General features: G+C 69.6%; 18 protein-coding genes. 11 read left to right on the forward strand and 7 right to left on the reverse strand.

Annotated elements, in window-relative coordinates; genetic code table 11:
- A complete protein-coding gene (ygfZ, locus tag FZO89_RS15525; RefSeq protein WP_149104343.1) occupies positions 1–864 on the reverse strand; it encodes a CAF17-like 4Fe-4S cluster assembly/insertion protein YgfZ in 864 nt (287 codons plus the stop codon).
- On the opposite strand from ygfZ, the gene FZO89_RS18905 reads away from it, so the two are divergent.
- The 8 genes from FZO89_RS18905 to lolD all read left to right on the forward strand — a co-directional run bounded on the left by FZO89_RS18905 (position 863) and on the right by lolD (position 7,682).
- The gene (locus tag FZO89_RS18905; protein WP_262378760.1) at positions 863–1,081 is read left to right on the forward strand and encodes a DUF1674 domain-containing protein; all 219 of its coding nucleotides are present in this window, start codon (positions 863–865) and stop codon (positions 1,079–1,081) included. The two genes, ygfZ and FZO89_RS18905, sit on opposite strands and share 2 nt — an antisense overlap.
- A gap of 73 nt (positions 1,082–1,154) precedes the next feature.
- Complete coding sequence (gene sdhC / locus FZO89_RS15535; protein WP_149104344.1) at positions 1,155–1,544, forward strand: succinate dehydrogenase, cytochrome b556 subunit; 390 nt, start codon at positions 1,155–1,157, stop codon at positions 1,542–1,544.
- Entirely contained in the window at positions 1,541–1,966 is a 426-nt protein-coding gene (sdhD, locus tag FZO89_RS15540; RefSeq protein ID WP_149104345.1) for a succinate dehydrogenase, hydrophobic membrane anchor protein, read from the forward strand. The genes sdhC and sdhD overlap by 4 nt, the downstream gene beginning before the upstream one ends.
- Positions 1,967–1,973: 7 nt before the next feature.
- Complete coding sequence (gene sdhA / locus FZO89_RS15545) at positions 1,974–3,764, forward strand: succinate dehydrogenase flavoprotein subunit (RefSeq protein ID WP_149104346.1); 1,791 nt, start codon at positions 1,974–1,976, stop codon at positions 3,762–3,764.
- Between the two features lie 104 nt (positions 3,765–3,868).
- Positions 3,869–4,654, forward strand: a complete 786-nt coding sequence (locus FZO89_RS15550) for a succinate dehydrogenase iron-sulfur subunit (protein ID WP_149104347.1) — start codon at positions 3,869–3,871, stop codon at positions 4,652–4,654.
- Between the two features lie 169 nt (positions 4,655–4,823).
- Positions 4,824–5,084, forward strand: a complete 261-nt coding sequence (locus FZO89_RS15555; protein WP_222928161.1) for an FAD assembly factor SdhE — start codon at positions 4,824–4,826, stop codon at positions 5,082–5,084.
- Positions 5,085–5,532: 448 nt separating this feature from the next.
- Entirely contained in the window at positions 5,533–6,786 is a 1,254-nt protein-coding gene (locus tag FZO89_RS15565) for a lipoprotein-releasing ABC transporter permease subunit (RefSeq protein ID WP_149104348.1), read from the forward strand.
- A 179-nt stretch (positions 6,787–6,965) separates the two neighbouring features.
- Entirely contained in the window at positions 6,966–7,682 is a 717-nt protein-coding gene (lolD, locus tag FZO89_RS15570) for a lipoprotein-releasing ABC transporter ATP-binding protein LolD (protein ID WP_187471220.1), read from the forward strand.
- Positions 7,683–7,852: 170 nt separating this feature from the next.
- Here the strand turns inward: lolD and FZO89_RS15575 are convergent, their stop codons facing one another.
- The 4 genes from FZO89_RS15575 to FZO89_RS15590 all read right to left on the reverse strand — a co-directional run bounded on the left by FZO89_RS15575 (position 7,853) and on the right by FZO89_RS15590 (position 17,359).
- Positions 7,853–11,203: a GH92 family glycosyl hydrolase gene (locus tag FZO89_RS15575; RefSeq protein WP_149104350.1), complete on the reverse strand. Its 3,351-nt coding sequence runs from the start codon at positions 11,201–11,203 to the stop codon at positions 7,853–7,855.
- 4 nt (positions 11,204–11,207) lie between these two features.
- Positions 11,208–12,506, reverse strand: coding sequence for an AGE family epimerase/isomerase (locus tag FZO89_RS15580; protein WP_149104351.1), 1,299 nt, complete (start codon positions 12,504–12,506; stop codon positions 11,208–11,210).
- A 40-nt stretch (positions 12,507–12,546) separates the two neighbouring features.
- Positions 12,547–14,070 (reverse strand): tryptophan halogenase family protein, encoded by a 1,524-nt coding sequence (locus FZO89_RS15585; protein WP_149104352.1) that lies wholly within the window; start codon positions 14,068–14,070, stop codon positions 12,547–12,549.
- A 175-nt stretch (positions 14,071–14,245) separates the two neighbouring features.
- Positions 14,246–17,359 (reverse strand): TonB-dependent receptor, encoded by a 3,114-nt coding sequence (locus FZO89_RS15590; protein WP_187471221.1) that lies wholly within the window; start codon positions 17,357–17,359, stop codon positions 14,246–14,248.
- Positions 17,360–17,867: 508 nt separating this feature from the next.
- Here FZO89_RS15590 and FZO89_RS15595 point away from each other — a divergent pair.
- Together FZO89_RS15595 and FZO89_RS15600 are read left to right on the forward strand one after the other, a co-directional pair.
- The gene (locus FZO89_RS15595) at positions 17,868–18,605 is read left to right on the forward strand and encodes a copper homeostasis protein CutC (RefSeq protein WP_262378738.1); all 738 of its coding nucleotides are present in this window, start codon (positions 17,868–17,870) and stop codon (positions 18,603–18,605) included.
- Positions 18,602–19,573 (forward strand): glucokinase, encoded by a 972-nt coding sequence (locus tag FZO89_RS15600; RefSeq protein WP_149104353.1) that lies wholly within the window; start codon positions 18,602–18,604, stop codon positions 19,571–19,573. The genes FZO89_RS15595 and FZO89_RS15600 overlap by 4 nt, the downstream gene beginning before the upstream one ends.
- Positions 19,574–19,660: 87 nt before the next feature.
- Here the strand turns inward: FZO89_RS15600 and FZO89_RS15605 are convergent, their stop codons facing one another.
- Positions 19,661–20,656, reverse strand: coding sequence for a carbohydrate kinase family protein (locus FZO89_RS15605; protein WP_149104354.1), 996 nt, complete (start codon positions 20,654–20,656; stop codon positions 19,661–19,663).
- Between the two features lie 48 nt (positions 20,657–20,704).
- Positions 20,705–21,724, reverse strand: a complete 1,020-nt coding sequence (locus FZO89_RS15610; RefSeq protein WP_149104652.1) for a LacI family DNA-binding transcriptional regulator — start codon at positions 21,722–21,724, stop codon at positions 20,705–20,707.
- Between the two features lie 258 nt (positions 21,725–21,982).
- Here FZO89_RS15610 and FZO89_RS15615 point away from each other — a divergent pair, with 258 nt between their 5' ends.
- On the forward strand, positions 21,983–24,496 hold the full coding sequence (locus FZO89_RS15615; protein WP_149104355.1) for a GH92 family glycosyl hydrolase: 2,514 nt from the start codon (positions 21,983–21,985) through the stop codon (positions 24,494–24,496).
- Positions 24,497–24,527 lie beyond the last annotated feature (31 nt).

Genomic DNA, 24,527 nt, shown 5'->3' on the forward strand with positions numbered 1-24,527 from the left:
TCAGCGCGTCAAGCCGTCCAGCAGCGGCATCGCATTGCAGGGCACTCCGGCGACGGCAAGCAGCCCTGCTCCGGATTCCAGTGGCATCACAGCCAGTGCCTCGCGGCCTGCGGTACTCACCACCTGCCCGATGGCGCGATCGGGAGCATCCATCGCGACCACGTCTCCGGCCGGTATCGCGACATCGGCGCCAAGGCGCACCAGTCCACGCTTGGCCTGCCCGAGGAAATGGGTGCGGGCGACGATTTCCTGTCCGGGATAGCAGCCCTTGCGGACGCTGTAGGCGCGAAGGCGGTCGAGCGAGAGCTGTTGCGGCGTCCATTGTCCGGCCTGGTCGGCCTCCAGGCGTGGCAGGCCGTGGGCGAGGTCCCAGGCCAGCCAGCGGGCCGCGAGCCCGGGATCCAGCAGTGCGGCATCGGTGCCGATCCGCAGTGTCCGCCCGTCTTCCGCGGTACCGAAATCCAGTTCCAGTCCGCCTTCTTGCCCGCCGTTCACGGCGGCTCCACGCGCGATCGCCGGCGCCCCGAACGCCCCGCTGATGCGTGAGCCGTCATCGATTTCGATCACTACCTTGCTGCGGAACACGAAGCGCGACAGCGCGGCGGCGAAGGCCTGCGGCTCCGCGTCGGCCAGCAACAGCAGCAGCGAGGTGTCGTCGAGCCTGACCAGCGCGAACAGCGCGACCAGGCGGCCTTTCGGCGTCAGCCAGCCGCTCCACTGCCAGTGGCCGGCCTGCAGCGCGGCCACGTCGCTCATGAACTGCGCCTGCGCGAAGCGCACCGCGTCCGGGCCGCGCAACACCACGACCGACCATCCCGGAATGGTGAAGAAATCGCCATGTGGCGGATTTGGCTTGTCGGACATGGGCGCGGGAACTAAACTTTCGCTCGTGAAACACCATGACATCTTAGGCGAACAGGGCGCCGGACCGGATCCGGCGGGGATGGAAAGCCCTGTTGCGGTCGTGGTGCCCGGAACGCGGCCCGGATCGTCGAAGATGGACCCCACCGCCGGCGAGGAACGCCTCGATCCCACCCGGTACGGAGACTGGGAAAAGAACGGCCGCTGCATCGACTTTTGAACGAGGGCCGGGCCGCGTCGGCGGCCACGATCCAGCCACGCGGCACCGCCGCCAGCGAGGAGACCAGCCAGCGATGGCACATCCGGAACGCCCCCTGTCGCCGCATCTGCAGGTCTACAAGCCGCAGATCACGTCGACGATGTCCATCCTCCACCGCATCACCGGCATCTCGCTGTCGCTGGGCGGCATCTCCCTGGTCTGGTGGCTGATGTCGATCGCCATCGGCGGCGAAGCCTTCGCGTTCGCCTCGCGGCAGTGGTCGTCGCCGCTGGGGCTGGTGTTCCTGTTCGGTTTCACCCTGGCGCTGGTCTACCACCTGCTCAACGGCATCCGCCACCTGCTGTGGGATTCCGGGTGGGGCTATGACATCCCGACCGTCTACAAGTCCGGTTACGCGGTGTTCGTGGTGGGCTTCCTGGTGACCGGCCTGATCTGGTTCTTCGGCTTGCGGGGTGGCGCATGAGCGGCGGCTTTCCCGGCGGCGGCGGCGAGACCTCGCGCGCCGTGCCCTACCGCACGCCGCTCGAGCGTGCGCGCGGCATCGGTTCGGGCAAGTCGGGCACCCACCATTTCTGGGTGCAGCGGCTCACCGCGATCATCCTGGTGCCGCTGGTGGTGTGGTTCATCCTGGTGCTGCTGTCGCTGGTCGGCGCGGACCTCGAGACCGCGCGCGCGACCATCGCGCGGCCGTGGAACGCGATCCTGTTCGCGATCTTCCTGGTGGCGATGTTCTGGCATGCGCGGCTCGGCCTGCAGGTGGTGATCGAGGACTACGTGCACACACGCGCGCTGGAACTGGCCCTGCAACTTTTCGTCGCCTTCCTGTGCGGGCTGGGCGCCATCGCCTCGCTGTACGCGATCGCCCGCATCGCCTTCACCGCATGAGCCCGCAATGACGTCCGCGTATCCGATTACCGAACACAAGTACGACATGATCGTCGTCGGCGCCGGCGGCGCCGGCCTGCGCGCGACCTTCGGGCTCGCGCAGAAGGGGCTGCAGACCGCGTGCCTGACGAAAGTGTTCCCGACCCGTTCGCACACGGTGGCGGCGCAGGGCGGCATCTCCGCCGCGCTCGGCAACATGGGCGAGGACGACTGGCGCTTCCACTTCTACGACACCATCAAGGGCTCCGACTGGCTGGGCGACCAGGACGCGATCCAGTACATGTGCCGCGAGGCGATCCCGGCGATCATCGAACTCGAGCACCAGGGCGTGCCGTTCTCGCGCACCGAGGAAGGCAAGATCTACCAGCGCCCGTTCGGCGGCATGACCACGCATTACGGCAAGGGCATCGCCCAGCGTACCTGCGCCGCCGCCGACCGCACCGGCCACGCGATCCTGCACACGCTGTACCAGCAGTCGCTGGCGCACGACGCGCGCTTCTTCGTCGAATACTTCGCGCTCGACCTGATCATGGACGAGGAGGGCGCCTGCAAGGGCGTGCTCGCGCTCGACATGGCCGAGGGCACCCTGCACCTGTTCCGTGCCCATGGCGTGGTGCTGGCGACCGGCGGCTACGGCCGCGCGTACTTCTCGGCGACGTCGGCGCATACCTGCACCGGCGACGGTGGCGGCATGGCACTGCGCGCCGGCCTGGGCCTGCAGGACATGGAGTTCGTGCAGTTCCACCCCACCGGCATCTACGGCGCCGGCTGCCTGATCACCGAAGGCGTGCGCGGCGAGGGCGGGATCCTGCGCAACAGCAACGGCGAGCGCTTCATGGAGCGCTACGCACCGAACGCGAAGGACCTGGCGTCGCGCGACGTGGTCTCGCGATCGATGACCATCGAGATCCGCGAAGGCCGCGGCGTGGGCGAGCACAAGGACCACATCCACCTCGACCTGACCCACCTCGACCCGGCCGACATCCACAAGAAGCTCCCCGGCATCGCCGAGAGCGCGAGGATCTTCGCCGGCGTCGACGTGGAGAAGCAGCCGATTCCGGTGATCCCGACCGTGCACTACAACATGGGCGGCATCCCGACCAACTACCTGGGCGAGGTGGTGCAGCTCAAGGACGGCAATCCGGATGCCGTGGTGCCGGGCCTGTACGCGATCGGCGAGGCGGCGTGCGTGTCGGTGCATGGCGCCAACCGGCTCGGGTCGAACTCGCTGCTCGACCTGGTGGTGTTCGGGCGCGCGGTCGCCAACCGCTGCGCCGAGACCATCAGCCCCGGCCAGTCGCACAAGCGCCTGGCCGGCGACGCCACCGACAAGGCGGTCGCCAACCTCGACCGCCTGCGAAACGCGAGTGGCGACACCCCGACCGCGGTGATCCGCGACCGCATGCAGCGCTCGATGCAGGCCCACGCGGCGGTGTTCCGCACCCAGGAAACCCTGGCCGAGGGCGTGAAGCAGGTGCGCGAGATCGGCGAATCGTTCGCGGACGTGCGCGTGAGCGACCGCTCGATGGTGTGGAACTCCGACCTGGTCGAGACGCTCGAACTGCAGAACCTGCTGGCCCAGGCGATGGTGACCATCGTCTCGGCCGAGAACCGCAAGGAATCGCGCGGCGCGCACGCGCGCGAGGACTTCCCCGACCGCGACGACGCCAACTGGCACAAGCACACCCTGTGCTGGCTGGACGATGCCGGCAACACCCGGATCGATTTCCGGCCGGTGCACATGTACACGCTCGACGACGAGGTCGAGGTGGTGCCGCCGAAGGCGCGGGTGTACTGACAGCCGGGAGCCGGGATTGGGGATTGGGGATTCGCAACAGTTGGTTGCCGCGATCGCCGTCCTCCCGAATCCCGAATCCCCAATTCCGAATCCCGGATCCCAAAATGGCCGAATTCACCCTCCCCAGGAACTCCAAGATCAGGAAGGGACGCCACTTCAAGGCGCCCGCCGGGTCGACGCGCGTGCGCACGTTCAAGGTCTATCGCTGGAACCCGGACGACGGCCAGACCCCGAGCACCGATACCTACGAAGTCGACCTCGACAAGTGCGGGCCGATGGTCCTGGACGCGCTGATCAAGATCAAGAACGAGGTCGACCCGACGCTCGCCTTCCGCCGCTCCTGCCGCGAGGGCATCTGCGGCTCGTGCGCGATGAACATCGACGGCACCAACACCCTTGCCTGCACCCGCGCGATCGACGACTGCGCCAAGGCCGAAGTGCCGGTGTATCCGCTGCCGCACATGAGCGTGGTCAAGGACCTGGTGCCGGACCTGACCCACTTCTACGCGCAGTACGCCTCGATCCAGCCGTGGATCCGCACCCAGACCGCACCACCGCCCGACCGCGAGCGGCTGCAGTCGCCGGCCGACCGCGACCGGCTCGACGGCCTGTACGAATGCATCCTGTGCGCCTGCTGCACCACCAGTTGCCCGAGCTACTGGTGGAACGGCGAACGCTACCTCGGCCCGGCGGTGCTGCTGCAGGCGTATCGATGGATCGCCGACAGTCGCGATGAGGACACCGGCGCGCGCCTGGACGACCTCGAGGATCCGTTCAAGCTCTACCGCTGCCACACCATCATGAACTGCGCGCGCACCTGCCCCAAGGGCCTGAACCCGGCAAAGGCGATCGGTTCGATCAAGCAGCTGATGCTGGCGCGGCACGGGTAGGAGCGCTTTCGGGCGCGATCGTCGGCCGTTCCGGAATCCCCTTACTTGTCATTTCGAGCGCAGCGAGAAATCTGCTTTCCACAGGGCGCTCCGCGACCCGAAAAAGATTTCTCGCTGCGCTCGAAACGACAGGGTGGGTGCGGTTCGTGATCCGCAGAGGCCGCGCATGATGACGACATCTTCCGACGCCTCCGAACTCCGCCGCGTGCGCTGGCGCTGCCGACGCGGGATGCGCGAACTGGACCAGTTGTTCGAGCGCTGGCTCGATCGCGAATGGGCGGCTGTTTCCGACGCCGAGCGCGGTGTTTTCCTACGGCTGCTGGATTGCGAGGACGATAAGCTCTGGCACTGGTTCATGGGCCATGAGGCCGCCAGCGATGCCGAACTCGACGCGCTCGTCCGCCGCATCCGCGCACTCCCGCCCGGGTAGCGTTCCCGAGGCGCGGATCGAATGGCGACCCTCGCGATGGCTGCTCACCGCGATCCTCGCGCTCGGCGTGCTGGCCGCGTGCTCGCTCCTCGCTTCGGAAATGCCGCGCGCGGCGGCGTGGGCCGCCGCACTCGCGGCGCTGGGGTATGGTGTCTGGTTGTTCCGGCGCGAAGCCCGGCGACCCGCGCGCTCGTTCGTGTTCAGGGGCGATGCGGCGCCGGTGCGGGTCGATGGCGAGCCCGCAACGGACTTCGAACTGCAATGGCGAGGACCCCTCGCGTTCGCCAGCTGGCGCGGGCCACGGGGGCGCCGATGCCGCTGCGCCTGGTGGCCCGACACCCTGCCGCCCGCGCGTCGACGTGAACTGCGACTGGCCGCGCCCGCCGGGCGGGCTGCGCGCCGCGGGGCTTCGATGGCACCATAGCGCCTGCTCCATCGGCGTCCCCGCATGTTCAGACCCATCCCCGTCGCCATCGGCCTGCGCTACCTGCGGGCCAAGCGCCGCAACGGCTTCATCTCCTTCGTCTCGCTCGCCTCGATCCTGGGCATCGCCATCGGCGTGATGGTGCTGATCACCACGCTGGCGGTGATGAGCGGCTTCCAGCGCGAGATCAAGGACCGCATGCTGGGGATGGTCGCGCACGCCACGGTCACCGCCGACGGCGAGGCGATGCAGGGCTGGCAGCACGCCATCGAGGTCGCCAAGCGGGATCCGCGCGTGTCCGGCGCCGCGCCCTACATCGACACCCAGGCGCTGCTGCGTGCGAGCCGGCAGGAACCCGCGGCGATCCGCGGCGTCATGCCGGAGGACGAGTCCCAGGTGTCGGAGCTGGCCGCGTGGATGGTCCAGGGCCAGCTGTCGGACCTCGCGCCCGGCGAGTTCAACATCGTGCTCGGCAAGGAGCTGGCGCAATGGCTGGGCGCGCGGGTGGGCGACAGGGTGGTCGTGACCACGGACTTCCAGGTCACGCCGATGGGCGCGGTGCCGCAGCTCAAGCGCTTCACCGTCAGCGGCATCTTCGAAGCCGGCTACCAGGACTTCGACCGCCGCCTGGCGGTGGTCAACATGCGCGACGCCCAGCGCGTGATGCGCATGGGCGAGGGTGTCACCGGCGTGCGCCTGAAGCTACACGACATGAACCAGGCGTCGGACGTTGCGCGCGACCTCGCCGAGGCACTGGCGCGCGAGACCCGCAGCTACTACCGCGTCAGCGACTGGAGCATGGAGAACGCGAACATGTTCCGCGCGCTGAAGCTGGAGAAAACCATGATCGGCATCCTGCTGTCACTGATCATCCTGATGGGCGCGTTCTCGCTGCTGAACTCGCAGGTGATGCTGGTGACCGACAAGCTCGCCGACATCGCCATCCTGCGCACGCTGGGCCTCACCCCGGGCGGGGTGATGCGGGTGTTCGTGGTGCAGGGCACGCTGATCGGCGTGATCGGCACGGTGCTGGGCGTGGTCGGTGGTCTGCTGCTGACCTACAACCTCGAACACATCCTGCGCGCGATCGAGCGCGCGTTCGACGTCGTGCTCATGCCCGAGGACGTGTACTACGTGACCGGCCTGCCGATCGACCTGCAGGCCGGCGACGTGGTGACGATCGGGCTGGTGGCGCTGGCGATGGCCTTCCTCGCCACGATCTACCCGGCGTGGCGCGCGGCGCGCACCGCACCGGCGGAGGCGTTGCGGTATGAGTGAGGTCATGCATTTGCGAGGCACTGCCTCGCGCATGTCCGAACGCCCGGCCATGGGTGACGCCGCGGCGCTCGCGAGGCACCGCCTCGCGCCGCGGCGGAACGCACCGCGCGCCGCGCGGGGCCGGAACGGCCGGGCCAGCGGCTCCGAAGCCGGCGTGGTCACGCCAGGGACGACACGTCATGGCTGAGAGGAACGACGCGATGCCAGAGTACGTCATCCGCGCCGAAGCGCTGGGCAAGACCTACGCCGAAGGCAGCATGCGCACGCCCGTGTTCGACGGACTGGACTTCCAGGTCGAGGCGGGCGAGACGGTCGCGATCCTGGGCGCGTCCGGCGCGGGCAAGAGCACGCTGCTGCACCTGCTCGGCGGCCTCGACACGCCGAGCGCGGGCGAGGTCTACGTGGCCGGGCAGAAGATGAGCGCGTTGTCGGACGCGGCTCGTGGCCAACTGCGCAACCGCGCGCTCGGCTTCGTGTACCAGTTCCACCACCTGCTGCCGGAATTCACCGCGCTGGAGAACGTGATGCTGCCGGTACTGCTGGGCGGCAGCGACGTCAAGGATGCGTCCGGGCGGGCGCGGGCGCTGCTCGAGTCGGTCGGGCTCGGCCACCGGCTGGAGCACAAGCCGGGCGAGCTCTCCGGCGGCGAGCGCCAGCGCGCCGCGGTGGCCCGCGCGCTGGTCAACCGGCCGGCCTGCGTGCTCGGTGACGAACCGACCGGCAACCTCGACGAGAAGACCGCGGAAACGGTATTCACGTTGATGCTCGACCTCAACCGCGCGCAACGTACCAGCCTGGTGCTGGTGACCCACGACCGTCGCCTCGCGCGCCGCCTGGACCGCGTCGTGGAGCTGCACGAGGGCAAGCTGCGGGAACTCGCGCGCGACGCGGTCTGATCGTTCCTGCGGCGCTGGTCGACTGGCGCATCGCGCCGTTTGCGCCGGCGACCCGCGCAGCGTCCACAAGGGCGTCACCGCCTCGATGGTCGAACACGCGCAGCATATGCCGGGTATCGCCGCCGTCCGGACGGCATGCGCCGGTGCACGGCGGTCGCCCAGCATCCGCCTCAGGGCGCGGAGGCGGGCACCTGTTCCCCGGCGCGTTCGGATTGCTGAAGCTCCAGCTCGGCAAGGTCCACCGCTGTCCCGCCGGTGAGGCGGAGCCGGTACTCGGCATACTCGCGCGGCGTCGCGATGTCGAACGGCCGCAACTGCCGCACCCAGCGGAACGCCTCGCCCTGCCGCTCGTCGAGCGCGGACCAAGCACCGGAGGCATCACGGCCTTCCAGCACCCAGCCGCTATCGGAGACGGGCCCGGCGCCGCTGGTCAGCGTGTAGTGGGCGATCGCCGTCGGCGCGTCGAAGCGCAGGACGACCGCTGCGCCTTGCGGCAGCGGCAGCGAGGTGGCGGCATCGTCGTCGACCAGCACACCGGCATTCGCCCCGGCGCCGGCCACGGAGACGCTGGCGGCGGCGCTGCGGTCGACGCGCAGCATCGGCTTCCGGCCGGCCTCCGTCAGCGAGGGCGGGAGCGCCTCGGGAGCGCTGCCCCACGCGGAGGGCGCGGGACCCATGGTGAACTCGAGCGTACCGCCTTGGGCGATGTCCGCGTGCCGCAACCAGGCCTGGTCCCACGGCCGGCCATTCAGCGTCAGCGACTGCACGTAGACGTTCTCCGGCCCATTGTTGCGCGCGACCACGCTGAGCGTGCGGCCGTTGTCGAGCCGCAGGTCGACGCGATCGAACGCGGGCGAGCCGATCACGTATTCCGGTGCGCCCATGCGTAGCGGGTAGAGGCCCATCATCGAGAACAGGTACCAGGCCGACATCTCGCCGTTGTCCTCGTCGCCGGGATAGCCCTGGCCGATCTCGCTGCCCAGGTACAGGCGCCGCATCACCTCGCGCGAGATCCGCTGCGCCTTCCACGGCTGCCCGGCGGCCACGTACATCCACGGGATGTGGTGCGAGGGCTGGTTGCTGTGCGCGTACATGCCCATGCGCACGTCGCGCGCCTCGGTCATCTCGTGGATCACGCGGCCGTAGCTGCCCGCGAACCGTGCGTGCGCGGTTTCCGGCGTGGCGAAGAACGCGTCCAGCCGCTGCGCCAGCGCCGCGCGCCCGCCCATCAGGGCCGCCAGGCCTTCGGCGTCGTGCGGCGCGGTGAACGCGAAGGTCCAGGCATTGGATTCGGTGTAGTCGTGGCCCCAGACCCGCGGATCGAAGCGGGACGCCGGCTCGCGCCAGTCGCCGTCGGCATCGCGGCCGCGGAAGAAGCCGGTGCCGGCGTCGTAGACGTGCACGTAGTCCGTGGCGCGGGCGCGGAAGTACGCGGCTTCCTCGCGGTAGCGCCTGGCGCGCCCGGCATCCCCGTCTTCGGCGGCCAGCGCCTCAGCCAGCGTGGCGAGGCCATAGTCGTTGAGCGCGCCCTCCAGCGTCCACGACATGCCCTCGTGCACCGAGGCGTCGGCGTAGCCGCGGTACATCGACTGCGCGAGCCCCTTGCGACCGACGTTCGACACCGGCGGCACGACGGTGGCGTTGCGCAGCGCGGCCTCGTAGGCCTCGTGCGGGTCGAATCCGCGCACGCCCTTGTGCCAGGCGTCTGCGAAGGCGACGTCGGAGCTGGTGCCCACCATCAGGTCCGCATAGCCGGGGGACGACCAGCGCGCCACCCAGCCGCCGTCGCGGTACTGCTGCAGGAAGCCGTCGACCATCTCGCCCGCGCGGGTGGGCGCGAACAGCGCGTAGGCCGGCCAGCTGGTGCGGAAGGTGTCCCAGAACCCGTTGTTGACGTAGACCTTGCCGGGCAGGATCCGCGCGGACGTGCGCGTGGCATCGCCGCCTGGCGCGTCCTCCGACCAGCTGTTCTGGTCGGCGTGCCGCCAGTCCGGGCGCTCGTTCGTGCCGAGGTTCTCGTGCGCGACGTTCGGATACAGGAACAGCCGGTACAGGTTGGAATAGACGGTCGTCAGCTCGTCGTCGCTGGCGCCTTGCACCTGCACGCGGCCGAGCAGGGCGTCCCAGGCGTCCTGCGCCCGGTCGCGCACGGCCTCGAAGCCGTCGTCGCCGATCTCCAGTTCGAGGTTTCGCCGCGCCTGGTCGACCGAGACCAGCGACGTGGCGATGCGCATGCGCACCTCGCCGTCCGCCCCGGGCGCGAACTTCACGTAGCCGGTGGGCCGGCCGGTGTCGAGCATGCCGCTGTCGCGCCAGGGCTGGTCGAAGCGCGCGTAGACGAACATGCGGGTGGCGCCGTTGGACAGGCCGCTGCGGGTGTCGGTGTAGCCATGCAGCGCCTGTGCCTGCGCGTCGAGCGTCAGCCCGCCGCGGTCGTCGACGTTGTCGAACAGCAGGTTGGCGTCGGCGCCCTGCGGAAAGCGGAAACGGAAGATCGCCGCGCGCTCGCTGGGCGCGAGTTCGGCGCGGATGCCGTTGTCGAAGTCGACGCGGTAGGTGTGGGGGCGGGCCAGTTCGCGATCGTGCGAGAACGACAGCGCACGCCGCTCGCGATCGGCGTCGGGCACGCCGGTGGCCGCGGACGGCATCACCTGGAACGTCTGCCGGTCGCCCATCCAGGGGCTGGGCTGGTGGCTGATCGACAGGGCCTGCAGGCGCGGGCGGTTGTCGTCGCCGTTGTGCTCGTTCCAGCGGTACAGCCAGGACAGGGTGCCGGCGTCGGTCGCCGGCACCCAGAAGTTGAAGCCGTGCGGCATCGCCGTGGCCGGGATGTTGTTGCCGCGCGAAAAGGTGCCGTTGGACTGGGTGCCGCGGGTGGTGGGCACGCGATCGCTGGGCCGAAGCTCGCCGGCGGGCGTTGCCGCGTCGATCGCGATGTCGTCGATCCAGCCGCGGGCCACGGCGCCGTCGCCCGGCGCCAGTTCGATCTCGATCGCGCGGATGCGGCGGCCGGACAGGCCGGCCACGTCGCCGAACCGGACCTCCTTGCGCGCCCACTGCTGCGGGTAGAGCGTCTCCGAGTCGGCCTGCGCCTGCGCGCCGATGGCGGCGCCGTGGTGGTCGCGTGCGCCGATCTCCGACAGGCGGTGGCCGTCGTCGAAGACCAGATCGAGCGAGACACCGGTGGAGGCGACCGTGTCCTCGCCGACGATCTCCGGCAGCACCATCCACGACAGGCGGGTGTCGGCCTGCACCGGGATGTCGACCTCGAACAATCGCGTGCGCCCTCCCGTGCCCTCGAAGCGCAGCGCGGCCAGGCCGCTGTAGCCCATGCCCGCTCGGGCGGCGTAGGGCGCCTCGGGCCCGGTGCCGACCCGCACCCGCGCCCCGTCGTCGCCGCGCTGGGCCGGCGCGGGATCGTCGCGCTCGAACGACGTGGAGAAGGCCGGCTCGCCTGCGATCGATGCGGCGGTCGCGAGCGCCAGCAGCGGCAGCGCCAGGAGGGCGGGAAGATCGCGCATGCGCTCAGCCACGGCCGCGCAGCACCGCGAGCACGTCGTGGCAGGCGCCCATCGTGTGGTAGTCGGTCTTGCCGGCCGGGCTCTTGTCGTCGTCATGCCTGCGGTTCTCCCGATCGAGGATGCGGAACCAGGCGCCGTACCGGTGGTCCACCATGTGTCGCCATGCGTAATCCCAGAGGCGGTGGTACCAGTCCCAGTAGCGTGCGTCGCCGGTCGCCGACGCCAGACGCGCCGCGCAGGCCAGCGACTCGGCCTGCACCCAGAAGTACTTGTCGTCGTCGCAGATGAAGTGGCGGCCGTCGGGCAGCGACGGCCCGGGCACGTCCCTGCGCAGCGACTCCGGCGCGAAGCCGTACATCAGGCCGCCGAACTCCGGATCCCACGCCGCCTCCACCGAGCGGTCGAACAGCTCGCGTGCGCGTGGGAGCAGCCACGGCTGCGGCGTGCCGGCATCGCGCAGGTGGCCGTCGAGGATCAGCAGCAGCTTGGACCACTCGGTCTGGTGCCCCGGCTGGAAACCCCAGGGGCGGAACAGGTGCTTCGGATCGTCGCGGTGGTAGTCGGTGTCCACCTGCCAGTCGGCGTCGTAGTGTTCCCACACCAGGCCGTCGCACTGGGCCGCCTGGCGGCGGGTCATGTGGTCGGCGAGGGTGAGGGCGCGCTGCAGGTAGCGCGGCTCGCGGCTGGCCTCGAACGCCGCCAGCATCGCCTCGCACATGTGCATGTTGGCGTTCTGGCCGCGATAGTCGCTGAACTGCCAGTCGCGCGTGGCCTCGTCGCGGTACAGGCCGTGCTGCGGCTCCCAGTAGCGCGTCTCCAGCAGGTCCCAGTGCGCATCCATCCAGCCGCGGCACTCTTCGACGCCGGCCTTGAGCGCGATCGAGTACGCGAGCAGCACGAAGGCCGCGCCGTAGCAGTGCTGGGTGGTGTCCTCGGCCACGCCGTCGCGCAGGGTCCAGGCGTAGCCGCCGCTGGCGGGATCGAAATGGCGCTCGCGCAGGAACGCCAGGCCGTGGCGTACCGCGGCCATGTACGCCTCGCGCAGCGCCGGATCCTCGCCCCCGAACTCGAGCGCGGCGGTGGCGTAGTTGAAGACGAAGCGGGTGCTGCTGACCAGGTGCCGGTGCGAGGCGTCGTAGACGCGCCCGTCGTCCTTGAAGTAGTGGAAGAAGCCGCCGGCCGGATCGATGCAGCGCGGATGGTAGAAGGCCATGGTGTGGCGGATGTGCTCGCGCAGGAAGGCTTCGCTGCGGAAGTCGGCATGCGCGGGTGCGTCGGGCGTCGGGGAGGTCTGCAAAGTCATGGGGTCGGTGGGCTTGTATCGGACAGGGTGGGCGCAGCGCTCATGCCGGCGGCGCCTTGCAGTAGCGGTCGATGAACTGCTGGTGCGTGGGCATGGCCGCCGCCGCGCGGGCGATGTCTTCGCGCACACGGGACAGGAACGCATCCAGGTGTGACTCGGGCATCTCGTCCACGACCGGATGGTAGCCCGCCGGCACGATGCCCTGACCCAGCATGACCTGCACCCAGCTCGGCAGGGCGAAGAAGTCGTCGCCGTGGCGGAAGTAGCGCCCGTCGCGCTGGAACATCGTGATCGTCTCGCGCAGGGCGTCGGGGACCGGCATCGTGCGGCAATGGGTCCAGAACGGACTGTCGTCGCGCGTGGTGGCGTGGTAGTGCAGCACGAGGAAGTCGCGGATGCGCTCGTACTCGAACGTGGTCTCGGCGTTGTAGCGCCGGACCAGCTGCGGCTCGAAGCCGAGGTCGGGGAACAGCCCGAGCAGGCGCTGCAGCCCCGACTGCACCAGGTAGATGCTGGTCGATTCCAGCGGTTCCATGAACCCGCTCGCCAGGCCCAGCGCCACGACGTTCGCATGCCAGAACTCGCGCCGCATGCCGGTGGTGAAGCGCAGGGCGCGAGGCTCCGCCAGCGCCACTCCGTCGAGATGGGCGAGCAGCGTGGCGGCGGCTTCGTCGTCGCTCAGGTGCTCGCTGGCGTAGACGTAGCCGTTGCCGGTGCGGTGCTGCAGCGGAATGCGCCACTGCCAGCCCGCGGCACGCGCGGTGGCCCGCGTATACGGCGTCGGCGGCCCGGCGTTCGCGCTGGGCACCGCCATCGCGCGATCGCAGGGCAGCCACTGGCGCCAATCGACGTAGTCGACCTCCAGCGCCTGTCCGATCAGCAGCGCCCGGAAGCCCGAGCAGTCGATGAACAGGTCGCCCTCGATGCGCTCGCCCGATTCCAGCACCACGGCTTCGACGAAGCCGTCCCCGGCCCGCCGCACCACATCGACGATGCGGCCTTCGGTCCGGGTTGCCCCACGCCGCTCCGCCAGTTCCCGCAGGAATCGTGCGTAGCGTCCTGCATCGAAATGGTAGGCGTAGGCGAAGTCGGCCAGCGGCGAGCCGGCGGGCGCATCGGATCCGCCAACCATGAACCTGCCCTGCGGCGCGGCGACCGTCTGCAGCGTATATGCGCCGATGTCCGGCGCGTGTCCCGCGAGAAAGCGCTTGAGCCAGAACTGGTGGAACGGCAGCGGTCCCATCGAGCGGCCGATCCGGCCGAAGCCGTGCAGGTAGGTGTCGCCGATGCGGCCCCAGTCGCGGAACTCGATCCCGAGCTTGAACGTGCCTTGGCTGGCCTTGAGGAATTCGGCTTCCTCGATGCCGAGGACCTCGCCGTTGAAGGTCTTCAGGTGCGGCACGCTGGCCTCGCCCACGCCGACGATGCCGATCTCCTCCGACTCCACCAGCCGAACCGACGAACCGCGGCCCAGGTAGGTCGCCAGCGTCGCCGCGGCCATCCAGCCGGCGCTGCCGCCGCCGACCACGACGATGCGGCGGATGCGGGCGTCGTGATCCGTCACCCGGTAATCCGAGGGCAGGTGCGTGGGCGTGCAGGGGCGGGATGCATCATCGCAAGCAGCGGTGGCGGCGGAAGACGCGGCGCGCAGGGCGCCCGGCGTGTCGCCACCGGCGATGCTCCACCATCGCCGGCGACGTGGAACCAGGCCCCCGCGCGGATGCGCGAGGGCATTGACGCTAGAACTTGTAGGTCAGGCCAAGGTACGTCACACGGCCGGCGTAGCCGTTGGAGTAGAAGCGGTCCTCCGTGTCGTTGCCAAGGTGCGAGCGCGTTTCTTCCTCCGTCACGTTCAGCACCGAGGCGCTGATGCTCAGGTCCGGCGTGATGTTGTAGGCGGCATTGAGATCGATCTGCTGGTACGGCTCCTCGTAGACGTTCAGGCCGCTGACCAGGCCCTGCACGACTTCGCCGCGACGGTTGTACGAGGCGCGCAGCAACAGGTCGTGCGCCTCGTAGAACACCGTGAAGTTGGTCTGGTTCTTCGCGCTGCCGACCAGCGGCGACTCGCCCAGCTCGGTTCCGTCCTCCAGGGTGATCGCCGCCTCGTTGGTGTCGTTGTAGGTGTAGTTGAACTGGAAGCCGAGACCGAAGTCGAGCGTGTGCTGCGCGTACAGCTCGACGCCCTGCGACACCGCGTCGCGGCCGCCGGCATCGGTCGAGTAGTTCTGCACGGTCACCGTCTCGCCGTCGATGTCGACCTCCACGTCCGAGATCACCGGCACCGCGAAGTTGCTCACGTTCTTGCGGAACAGGCCCGCCCCGAGTACGGAACCTGGCTGGAAGTACCACTCGAGCCCCACGTCGAACTGGGTAGCCTTGTACGGTTCGAGTCCCTTGTTGCTGCCGGATCCGTACCAGCCCTGCTGGCCGGCGCCACCTGTCAGGCGGCGGTCGGCGACGTACTCGGGGCTGTAGTACTCGAGGCTGCCTGGCGCGGCGATATCGCTGTAGCTCGGGCGCGCAACGACCTTCGACGCCGCACCGCGCAGCACCAGGGTGTCGGTCAGGTCGTAGGCCAGGTTCAAGCTGGGCAGCACGTCGGTATAGGTACGGTCGAGCGCGCTGACCTCGAACGTTTCGGGTCGCGCCACGCTGTCCGAGAGCCTCCAGTACCCCTCGCTTCCGCAGTAGGTATCAGCGGGCGCGCCGTCCGGCATGGAAGCGCCCTGCTGGCATGGGAGCGGGTTACCGTCGCTGCCGTCGAAGAAGTAGTCGTTGTAGTTGGTCACCTTGTCGGTCGAATCCGCGTGCTGCCTGGTCTGCGCTATGCGCAGGCCGAGGTTGCCGCGCAGGCGGTCGGTGCGGAAGTTGGCCTGGAAGTACTGGGAATAGATCCGTTCGTCGACGTTGTAGACGAAGTTGTCCTCGTCGCGTCGTTGCACCGGACCGTAGGTGCTGTTGAGGTAGGCGATGTAGGCCGGGTAGTCGATCGCCGGGTACGCGCTGGCATTGATCCCGCCCGCCAGGTTGCCCAGGGAATACAGGAAATCCGGCGAGAACTGGGTGGCGACATCGTTGCAGCGGCCGTTCCAGAAGCGGTTGTCGTAGTCGCCCGGGTCGGTACCGGGGCACACCCAGTAACTGTTGCCGGTGCTGCGGCTGATGCCGCCGTCGCGAGCCTTGAAGCCGAACTGGAACGACTCCACGAAATTGCCTTCGGTATACCAGGTGCCATCGAGCTGGACGTAATTCTGCTCGGTGCTGTTTCGGGTCCAGGAAGAACCCGTCGAACCGAGGTCGACCTGGAGGATGCCGGCGGCGAGGTTCTGCATCAGCTCCGGCGAGAACGCCATCGACGGCGTGCCGGTCAGGTCCCACGCACTCGCGTAGTTGCCCAGGCTCCAGCTGCCGTCCGCATTCTGGCGACGAGGCTTGATCGGCACCGAGAACTGCAGGTCCGGCCCGCCCTCCGCCCAGGTACGGCCTGCCTTGAAGGACAGGTCGATCCATTCGCCACGCCACTCGGCGGCGAAATCGGCGGTCTGCGACAGCGACTCCTCGATGTTGTAGCTGCCGGTGATCTGCGGCGTCGGGACGGTGCAGTCATCCGAACCCCAGCCGCCTGGCGCCATGCCACCGGCGGCCGCCTCTTCCTCGCTGCAGTAGTAGGTCTTGCCCGGATGCAGGCTGTAATCCGCGCCGGTGACGATGGTGCCACTGCGGTCGAAGTGGAGCCCGTCGAGCAGTCGGCCACCGCGCCAGTTGCCGTCGCCGAAGTAGCGGGCGATGTTCCATTCCGGCACTTTCAGGGTACTGGTCTGCGAGTCCTGCGAGAGCTCGAAGCGGAAGTAGTTCGCGGTCAACGTCAGGTTGTCGGTCGGCTTGAACTGCAGCGTCACCTGGCCGCCCCTGCGCTCGCGTTCCTCTTCGCGCACGTTGAAGTTGACCGAAGTCGGCATCATGAAGCCGGTGTAGTAATTGCCGTTCTGGTCCCAGAAACCGGTGCCGCCCCACCAGTTCGAGTTGAAGTCTGACGGCCGGCCGTTGACGTCGACCGCGGTCCCGCCTTCGTCGCGGCCGTACCACTGCCAGCTCTCGGTGCTGGTCCCCATGGTTCGCGTGGTGCGTGTCTGGTCGGAATAGCCGACGAAAACGCCGAACCGGCCTTCCTCGTCCTGCCAGGAGTACGAGCCCGAGAACTGCCCGTCGTTCTGGCCGGTCGTATCGGCACGCGTGCCTTCGACGGAGACGAAGCCGGTGTTGGATTCCATCTCCAGCGGACGACGGGTATGCAGGATGACCGTGCCGCCGACGCCGCCCTCGTCGATGCGCGCTTCGGGTGTCTTGAACAGCTCCGCCTTGGAGAGCATGTTCGAAGGCAGCAGCATGTAGTTGAACGAGCGGGTCGGGTCGCCGTTGGATTCGGCGGTGGCGATGTAGTTGCCGTTCAACTGGGTCAGCGTCAGCTCCGACGACAGGCCGCGGACGCTGACGTTCTTTCCCTCGCCGCCGCTGCGGGTGACGATCACGCCCGGCACACGCTGCAGCGCATCGGCCACGTTCTTGTCGGGGAACTTGCCCACGTCCTCGGCGGTGACCACCTCGACGATCGCATTGGCGTTGCGCTTCTGGTCCAGGCTCTGTTCGATCGCGTAGCGGTAGCCCGTCACGCGCACGGCGTCGAGGGTGGCGGCGTCGGTGCTGGCCGCCGGCGTCTCCTCCGCGTCTGGAAGGGTGCTGGCGGCGTCCTGGGCGAACACCAGCGTCGGCATGCTGGCCATCGCCGTCAGCGCGAACGCGATGGCGGCGGACAGCGTGGTCCGTCCCTGCGTGTGTGGCATCAACTTCATCACAATCTCCCTCTCCAAAGAACTGATGGACGATGCGCCCTGATGGTTTGGATCGATCCAATCACAGGTCCCGCCGATGGGGCTTCGAGCTTCCTTGCCGGGCACCCGCGACACGGGCGCCCATGGCCGGCGCGGCCGTTCGTGGTTTGGATCGATCTAATTCGGCGTGCAAAGATGTAACATGCCCCGCCACGGGACGCATGCTGCCCCGCAGCAATGCGCCCGTCTGGCGTTCCCCAGGCCCCTGAGACGGGCGGGCGCGATCCCCTGCAAACCATTGATTGGAAAGCAACAGTGCGGGCGAAGCCAGGGTATTGCGCGGATGCCCGGCAGGCACGGGGAAGCCATCGGTCTTGACCACGCACAGGCCACTGGGGATCTTGGCCGCCGCTGTCCCCTGCCGCGATCCCGGACGCCCCATGTACCTGCGATTGGTCCTCCGTCATATCCCACGTCCGTCTCCTGCGGCTGCCGTCGGGCGGCCTCAGGCGCCGCGGCTGCGCGCGCCGTGAACCGCGCGCTGGAAATCGCCGCGAACTCCCCGGCCTCGGCCCTGGCCGCGGGTGCCGCCGGAGCTTCCCGCGTCGAACTCTGCGCGGCGCTCGAACTCGGCGGGCTGACGCCCTCCGTCGGCGTCGTCGCGCGCGTGCGCGAACGCCTGTCCCTGCCGCTGCATGTCCTGGTCCGGCCCCGCGCCGGCGACTTCGTCTACACCGACGATGAGCACGACACGATGCTGGCCGACATCGCCCATTGCGCCGCGAGCGGCTGCGACGGCGTGGTCGTCGGCGCGCTCACCGCAAGCGGCGAGATCGACGTGGCGAGGTGCAGCGAACTGCTCGAAGCGGCCGGCGCGCTCGACACCACGTTCCATCGGGCGATCGACCTGTGCCCGGACATGCCAGCGGCCCTGGAAGCGGTCATCGCGCTTGGCTTCCGCCGGGTGCTCACGTCCGGGGGCGCGGCCAGCAGCATCGTCGGTGCGGACATGCTGCGGCAACTGGTCGACCAGGCCGGCGATCGCATCGTGGTGATGCCCGGCGCCGGCATCACTCCGGACAACATCGCCTGGCTGGCGACGCGCACGGGAGCGCGCGAGTTCCACGCCTCCGCCAGGCAGGTTCTCCCCACGCGCATGCGCGTGCCGGTCGATCCGGCGCTGGGAATGGATGGCGGCGAATCGCGCGCCGACGCAGGCCGCATCCATGCGCTGCTCGCGGCCCTGCGTGAGGTCGCGCCGAAATGAGCGCGCCGTTCGTTTCGGCCGACATCGGCGGAACCAATGCTCGCCTGGCGTGGGTGCGCCCGCGCCCCGATGGCAGCATCGAGGTGATCGGGCAGCGGCATTACCTGTGCGCGGCGCACTCCTCGTTGCGCGCGATCGTGGCGGATTTCATGGGCGACGCCGCCGCTCCGGACGCGCTGGCGCTCGCGGTCGCGGGGATCGTCGATGGCGACGCGGTCGTCAGCCGCAACGTGCCCTGGCCGATCGACCTGGCCGACCTGCGCGCGTCGGGCATCGCGCAGGTGGCGGCGGTCAACGATTTCGTCGCGGTCGCGCACGCCTGGCAGTGCATGGACGACGCCGACACGCTGTTGCTCACGCCCGGCGTCGCCATGCCGGCGGAGCCGGGGACGAGCCTGCTGCTGGGCCCGGGCACCGGGCTCGGTGGCGCCCTGCGCGTGACCCGCAGCGGCCGCGCGCTGGTGCTGCCGTGCGAACCGCAGCAGGTTTCGCTGGCGCCGGGAAACCTGCGCGAACTGGCAGTGCTCGCCCACTGGATGGGCGAGGGCGCGGGCCACGTCGGCGTCGGTCACGCGGTCTCCGGACCGGGGCTGGCGAACCTCTATCGCGCGCTTTGCGCGATCGACGGCCTGGCCCCGCGCTGGACGTCGTCGGACGAGGTCGTCGCGGCGGCGGACGCGGGCACCGACGCGCAGGCGGGGGAGGCGGTCGCGATGTTCTGCGGCATGCTCGGCAGCGTGGTCGGCGACCTTGCGATGGTGACCTCGGCGACGCGCGTGTTCGTCGCTGGCGGCGTGCCGTCGAAGGTCCGGCGGTGGCTGCTCGACGGCGCCTTCGCGCAGCGGATGGTGGACAAGGACGTCATGCGCCCGATGCTGGAACGGATCCCGGTGCGTCTGATCGAGAATCCGGACGTCGGCGTGATCGGTGCGGCGAGCTGGTTCCTGCAGCGCAACGCGAGCGGCTGAGCAGCGCGCGCGACTTTCCCGACCTTCGGTAGCGAGAGCCGACGCCGCGGTCGCGCCGGGTGAGCGTGCGCGGTTCGCGGACCCCGCCTACGCGGCGGTCCCGGTGTCGGCGAGCAGGGCGCTGGCTTCCTCGTGCGTGGGCAACGCGGCGAACGCGCCGTGGCGCGTGACGGCGAGAGCACCGCAGGCTGAGGCGTAGCGCAACCATCGTTCGATCCCGGGCAGGTCCAAGAGGAATGCGTCGAAACTCGCGGCGTCGATGCCGTCGCGCTGCAACTGGACCAGCAGGCCGCCGGTGAAGGCGTCGCCGGCGGCGGTGGTATCGACCGGGCGCACCGGCAGGGCCGGCAGCTCGCCACGGGCGTCGCGCGTGAACCAGCGCATCGGCGCCGATCCGTCGGTCACCACCACCACGCGCGCATGCCGCAGCAGCCGTGCGATGACGGCGTCCTCGTCCTGGTGGCCATCGCGCCTGAGGTGGTCGAGTTCCTCGCGCGACAGCTTCACCAGGTCCGCGGCTTCGAGCGCCTGCCACAAGAGGGGAAGCGACGGTTCGCCCTGCGGCCACAACGCCGGGCGCAGGTTGAGGTCGACGCTCAGCAGCGCGCCCGCGGCGCGCGCCATGGCCATGCCCGACAGCGTGGCGGTCGCGATGTCGGAGTCGGTCAGGCTGTTGCTGCAGGCGTGGAAGATGCTGGCGCTCGCCATGCAGGCGGGATCGAAGTCGCTGGCGCGGAACAGCAGGTCGGCCGCCGGCGGGCGGTAGAAGCTGAAGCTGCGCTCGCCCTGTTCGTCGAGAGAGACGAAGGCCAGCGCGGTGTTGGCCTGCGAGGTCCTGCGGACGAAGCGGATGCCCGCGCCGGCCTCGCGCAGGCTCTCGAGGAGGAAGTCGCCGAACATGTCGCTGGCGAGCATGCCCACGAATTCGCTGCGCCCGCCGAGCCTGGCGATGGCGACCGCGGCATTCGCCGGCGCGCCACCTGCGAACTGCCGGAACACGCGCGCCTCGCCCGCGTCCGCGGGGGTGGCGAGGAAATCGATCAGCGCTTCGCCGAAGCAGACGATGGTGTGGTCCCTGCTCAAAAGTGTGCCCTGTGCATTGTTGGCGTGGTCCGGTCCTTCGCGCGCCCGTCAGCCGGCGACGGCAGGCGTGCTCTCCCGCTCGGTGAGATGGACGGGGGCGATCACGCAGCGCCCCGGCAGCGACGGCGTGGCGGCGCGTTGCAGCAGCAGTTCGGCGGCCTGGCGGCCGCGTTCGCGCGGTGCGGCGCTCACCGTGGTCAGCGGCGGGATGCCGACCGCCGCCTCCGGGATGTCGTCGAAGCCGGTGATCGCGAAATCCGTGCCGGGCCTGCGTCCCAGCCGCACCAGGCCGAGCATCAGGCCGAGCGCGACGGCGTCGTTGTAGCAGACCGCCGCGGTCGGGGCAGGATCGAGTACGAGCAGGGCATCGGCCCGCGCGTTGGCCTCGAGCCGGGTCGGCGCGGTCTCGATCAGCCACGACGCCTGCGGCTCGATCCCCGCGTCGCGCAACGCGTCCTGGTAGCCGAGCCGGCGCTCGCGGCAGGAACTCGAACTGGCATGGCCGCCGAAGAACGCGATGCGGCGGTGGCCCAGCGCGAGCAGGCGTCCGGTGGCGGCGCGTGCGCCGGCACGGTTGTCCAGGCCTAGGAAATCGTATTCGAAACCTGCGCTTGCCGGGCCGGTCAGCGCCCGGTTGAATACCAGCAGCGGCGTCTGGCGGCCGATGGAAAACTCCACGTCGGACACGCTGCTCGATTCGGCGGGCGAGAGGATGATGCCCGCCGGGTGGTGCTCCATCAGCGAGCCCAGGACCTGCCGCTGTCGCGCCGGGGATTCGTTGCTGCTGCCGAGCAGGGTGACGAACCCCTTGGCGCCAAGCGCCTCGTCCACGCCGGCGGCGAACTCGGCGAAGAACGGGTTGGACAGGTCGTTGATCACCAGCGCCACCGCGCTGGACACGCGCTGGCGCAGGTTGGCCGCGGCCCGGTTGTAGACGTAGCCCTGCCGCAGCATCTCCGCCTCGACCAGGGCGCGGGTATCCGTATGCACCAGCGGACTGCCGCGCAGCACCAGCGACACGGTCGCGCGCGAGACGCCGCAGGCGCGCGCGATATCGTTCAAGGTGATCCTGCGACGCTTTTCCAAACCGCCCCCTACCGCGTTTAGATCGATCCAAGGCCCGCATCCTGCGGCATCGCCCGGCACGCTGCAAGCGCGAAGCGATGCTGCAGGGCAGCATGAAAATCGCCGCCGAGTGTGGTCAATTTAGATCGTTCCAAATCGTAATGAATTTCGATTTGATCGATCCAAACCACTGACGGGAGACCTCTCATGGCCGCCGCCCAGCGCCGCATTCCTTTTCCCGCGCCCGTCTCCACTTCTCCCATGGCGATCGCAGCCGACTGCCGCGACGTCCTTGGTCCGGTCCCCGCCGGGCCTTCTTTCTTCCCGGAGGCGCGCGCCAGGCGTCGCGCCCTCGGCGGCATTGCCGCGACCGTGCTGGCCTGCATTTGGCCGGCCGCACAGGTCGCCGCGCAAACGCCCCCGCCGGCCGAGGTGGTCAACACCTTCATCGGCACCAAGGACGACGGCAACACCTTCCCCGGCGCGTCGGCGCCGTTCGGCAAGATCCAGGTGAGCCCGATCGGTTCGCATTACTCGGGATGGCGCTACGACGATCCGCAGATCCGCGGCTTCGGCCATTCCTTCATCTCCGGCGCTGGCTGCTGGGAGCAGGGCGGGCAGGTATCGGTGCTGCCGGTCACCGGCACGATCGCGCCGGGCGGCGATTTCGACACGAAGGACGCCAAGGCCTTCGACCAGCGCCAGTACGGTGCCCGCTACACGCACGAGGGTGAAGTGGGGCAGGCCGGCTATTACCGCGTCCGCCTGACCGACTACGGCGGCATCGACGCCGAGGCCACGGCGCGGGTGCGCGCCGCGGCCGAGCGCTATACGTTCCCGGCGCGCGCGGGCGAGGGCCACGTGCTGGTGAATCTCGGCCAGGCGAACGAGCGCCATGCGGTCACGGGCAGCGCGATCGAGATCGTCGGCGACCGGGTGGTGGAAGGTCGCGTCACCACGAAGAGCTTCTGCGGCGGGCACCAGTACACCACCTGGTTCCGGCTCGAGTTCGATCGGCCATTCGAAGCCCATGGCGTCTGGGGCGAAGCGGGTGGACTGCCCGGTGCGCGACACAACATGGAAGGCGAGGCGAAGCCGAACGGTGCGTGGCTCAGCTTCGACACCGGCGAGGACCGCGCGGTCACCATCGTCTCGGCGATCTCGCATGTCGACGCCGAGGGTGCGCGCACCAACCTGCGCGCCGACGGCATGGCCGATGGCCGCCTGCTGGGATTCGACGCCATGCGCGCGCATGCGACGCAGGCGTGGAACCGGGAATTGCGCAGCGTTCGCGTCGAGGGCGCGGGTGCCGACGACATCGCGGTGTTCTACACCGCGCTCTACCACGCGCTGCTGCAGCCGATGACCGGCAGCGATGCCGACGGCCGCTACCGCGGCTACGACAACCGCATCCATCGCGCCGACGGCTGGACCTACCACGAGTACCTGTCGCTGTGGGACACCTACCGCAGCCAGAACCAGTTGCTCGCGCTGCTGCGTCCGCGGCAGGCGCGCGACATCGCACGTTCGGTGCTCGCGGTCCACGAACAGGGCGGCTGGCTGCCGCGCTGGGGTTACGCCAGCTTCGAGACCAACATCATGACCGGCGATCCGGTCACGCCGTTCCTCGTCGACCTGTGGCGCATGGGCGCGCTCGAGAGGCGCGAGGCGCAGGCGTACGCGGCCCTGCGCGAGAACGCCTTCGGCGAGCCGCCGCTGAACTCGCGCCATGCCGGGCGCTCGGGCAATGCGCGCTACCTCGCCGACGGCTTCGTGCAGTACGACCGCACGGTGCCGTCGAAGGGCATGGACGTCGACCCGCACCACGGCGGCTCGGCCACGCTCGAATACGCCCTGGCCGACTGCTCGCTGGCGCAGATGGCCCAGGCGCTGGGCGAAGGTGACGACGCCAGGGAACTGCTGCGGCGCGGCGGCAACTGGCGCAAGGTGTGGGATCCGGATGTGCGCGACGAGGACACCGGCTTCACCGGTTTCCCGCGCCCGCGCATCGACGACGGCAGCTGGTACCAGCCGGCCGACGACCACTACAGCCCGCGCTCGCACCACGGCTTCCACGAGGGCACCGCCTGGCAGTACCAGTGGCTGGTGCAGCAGGACGTGCCGGGCCTGGCGAAGGCGATGCACGGCCGCGACCAGGCATTGCGCCGGCTCGATGCCTTCTTCGCGCTCGACGCGCTGCGCGCCGATCCCGCCGCGGCCGCGCGCAAGGACTGGGTGGTCGGCCCGTACAGCTACTACAACCAGTTCCGCTACAACCCCAACAACGAGCCCGACCTGCATGCGCCCTGGATCTACACGCTGCTCGGCGAGCCGTGGAAGAGCTCGACCGTGCTGCATGCGGCGCAGACGCTGTTCACCAACGCACCCAACGGCGTGACCGGAAACGACGACCTGGGCACGATGTCGGCGTGGTACCTGTTCAGCGCGATCGGGTTGTATCCGGTGACGCCCGGCACGGGGCAGTTCGTGCTGCACGCGCCGCGGTTCGAGCGGGTGGAACTGCACCTGGGCGAAGGCCGCACGCTGCGCATCCAGGCCCCCGGCGCCGGCGACGGCCAGCTGCGGTTCGTCGCGTCCGCGAGCTTCGATGGACAGCCGCAGTCGCGGGTGTGGCTGGACTGGGAGCAGCTGCGCGAGGGCGGCGAACTCGCGTTCTCGCTCACCGGCGATGCTTCCGCGGCGGCCTGGGGCGCGCGGGCCGACGATCTTCCGCCCGCGGCCTGCGCCACGGACGCGGAGACGCTGCGCTGGTGAGCGCGCCCGGGATCTTCCGCCTGCGTGTTGG

The sequence above is a fragment of the Luteimonas viscosa genome (assembly GCF_008244685.1).
GTDB classification, from domain to species: Bacteria; Pseudomonadota; Gammaproteobacteria; order Xanthomonadales; family Xanthomonadaceae; genus Luteimonas; species Luteimonas viscosa.

Excerpts from the sequence above, each read along its gene's own strand:
- sdhD (WP_149104345.1), top strand. The coding sequence starts at position 1,541 with ATGAGCGGCGGCTTTCCCGGCGGCGGCGGCGAGACCTCGCGCGCCGTG.
- FZO89_RS15565 (WP_149104348.1), top strand. The coding sequence starts at position 5,533 with ATGTTCAGACCCATCCCCGTCGCCATCGGCCTGCGCTACCTGCGGGCC.
- sdhA (WP_149104346.1), top strand. The coding sequence starts at position 1,974 with ATGACGTCCGCGTATCCGATTACCGAACACAAGTACGACATGATCGTC.
- FZO89_RS15590 (WP_187471221.1), bottom strand. The coding sequence starts at position 17,359 with ATGAAGTTGATGCCACACACGCAGGGACGGACCACGCTGTCCGCCGCC.
- FZO89_RS15555 (WP_222928161.1), top strand. The coding sequence starts at position 4,824 with ATGACGACATCTTCCGACGCCTCCGAACTCCGCCGCGTGCGCTGGCGC.
- FZO89_RS15615 (WP_149104355.1), top strand. The coding sequence starts at position 21,983 with ATGGCGATCGCAGCCGACTGCCGCGACGTCCTTGGTCCGGTCCCCGCC.
- lolD (WP_187471220.1), top strand. The coding sequence starts at position 6,966 with ATGGCTGAGAGGAACGACGCGATGCCAGAGTACGTCATCCGCGCCGAA.
- FZO89_RS15575 (WP_149104350.1), bottom strand. The coding sequence starts at position 11,203 with ATGCGCGATCTTCCCGCCCTCCTGGCGCTGCCGCTGCTGGCGCTCGCG.
- ygfZ (WP_149104343.1), bottom strand. The coding sequence starts at position 864 with ATGTCCGACAAGCCAAATCCGCCACATGGCGATTTCTTCACCATTCCG.
- FZO89_RS18905 (WP_262378760.1), top strand. The coding sequence starts at position 863 with ATGGGCGCGGGAACTAAACTTTCGCTCGTGAAACACCATGACATCTTA.
- FZO89_RS15580 (WP_149104351.1), bottom strand. The coding sequence starts at position 12,506 with ATGACTTTGCAGACCTCCCCGACGCCCGACGCACCCGCGCATGCCGAC.
- FZO89_RS15600 (WP_149104353.1), top strand. The coding sequence starts at position 18,602 with ATGAGCGCGCCGTTCGTTTCGGCCGACATCGGCGGAACCAATGCTCGC.
- FZO89_RS15550 (WP_149104347.1), top strand. The coding sequence starts at position 3,869 with ATGGCCGAATTCACCCTCCCCAGGAACTCCAAGATCAGGAAGGGACGC.
- sdhC (WP_149104344.1), top strand. The coding sequence starts at position 1,155 with ATGGCACATCCGGAACGCCCCCTGTCGCCGCATCTGCAGGTCTACAAG.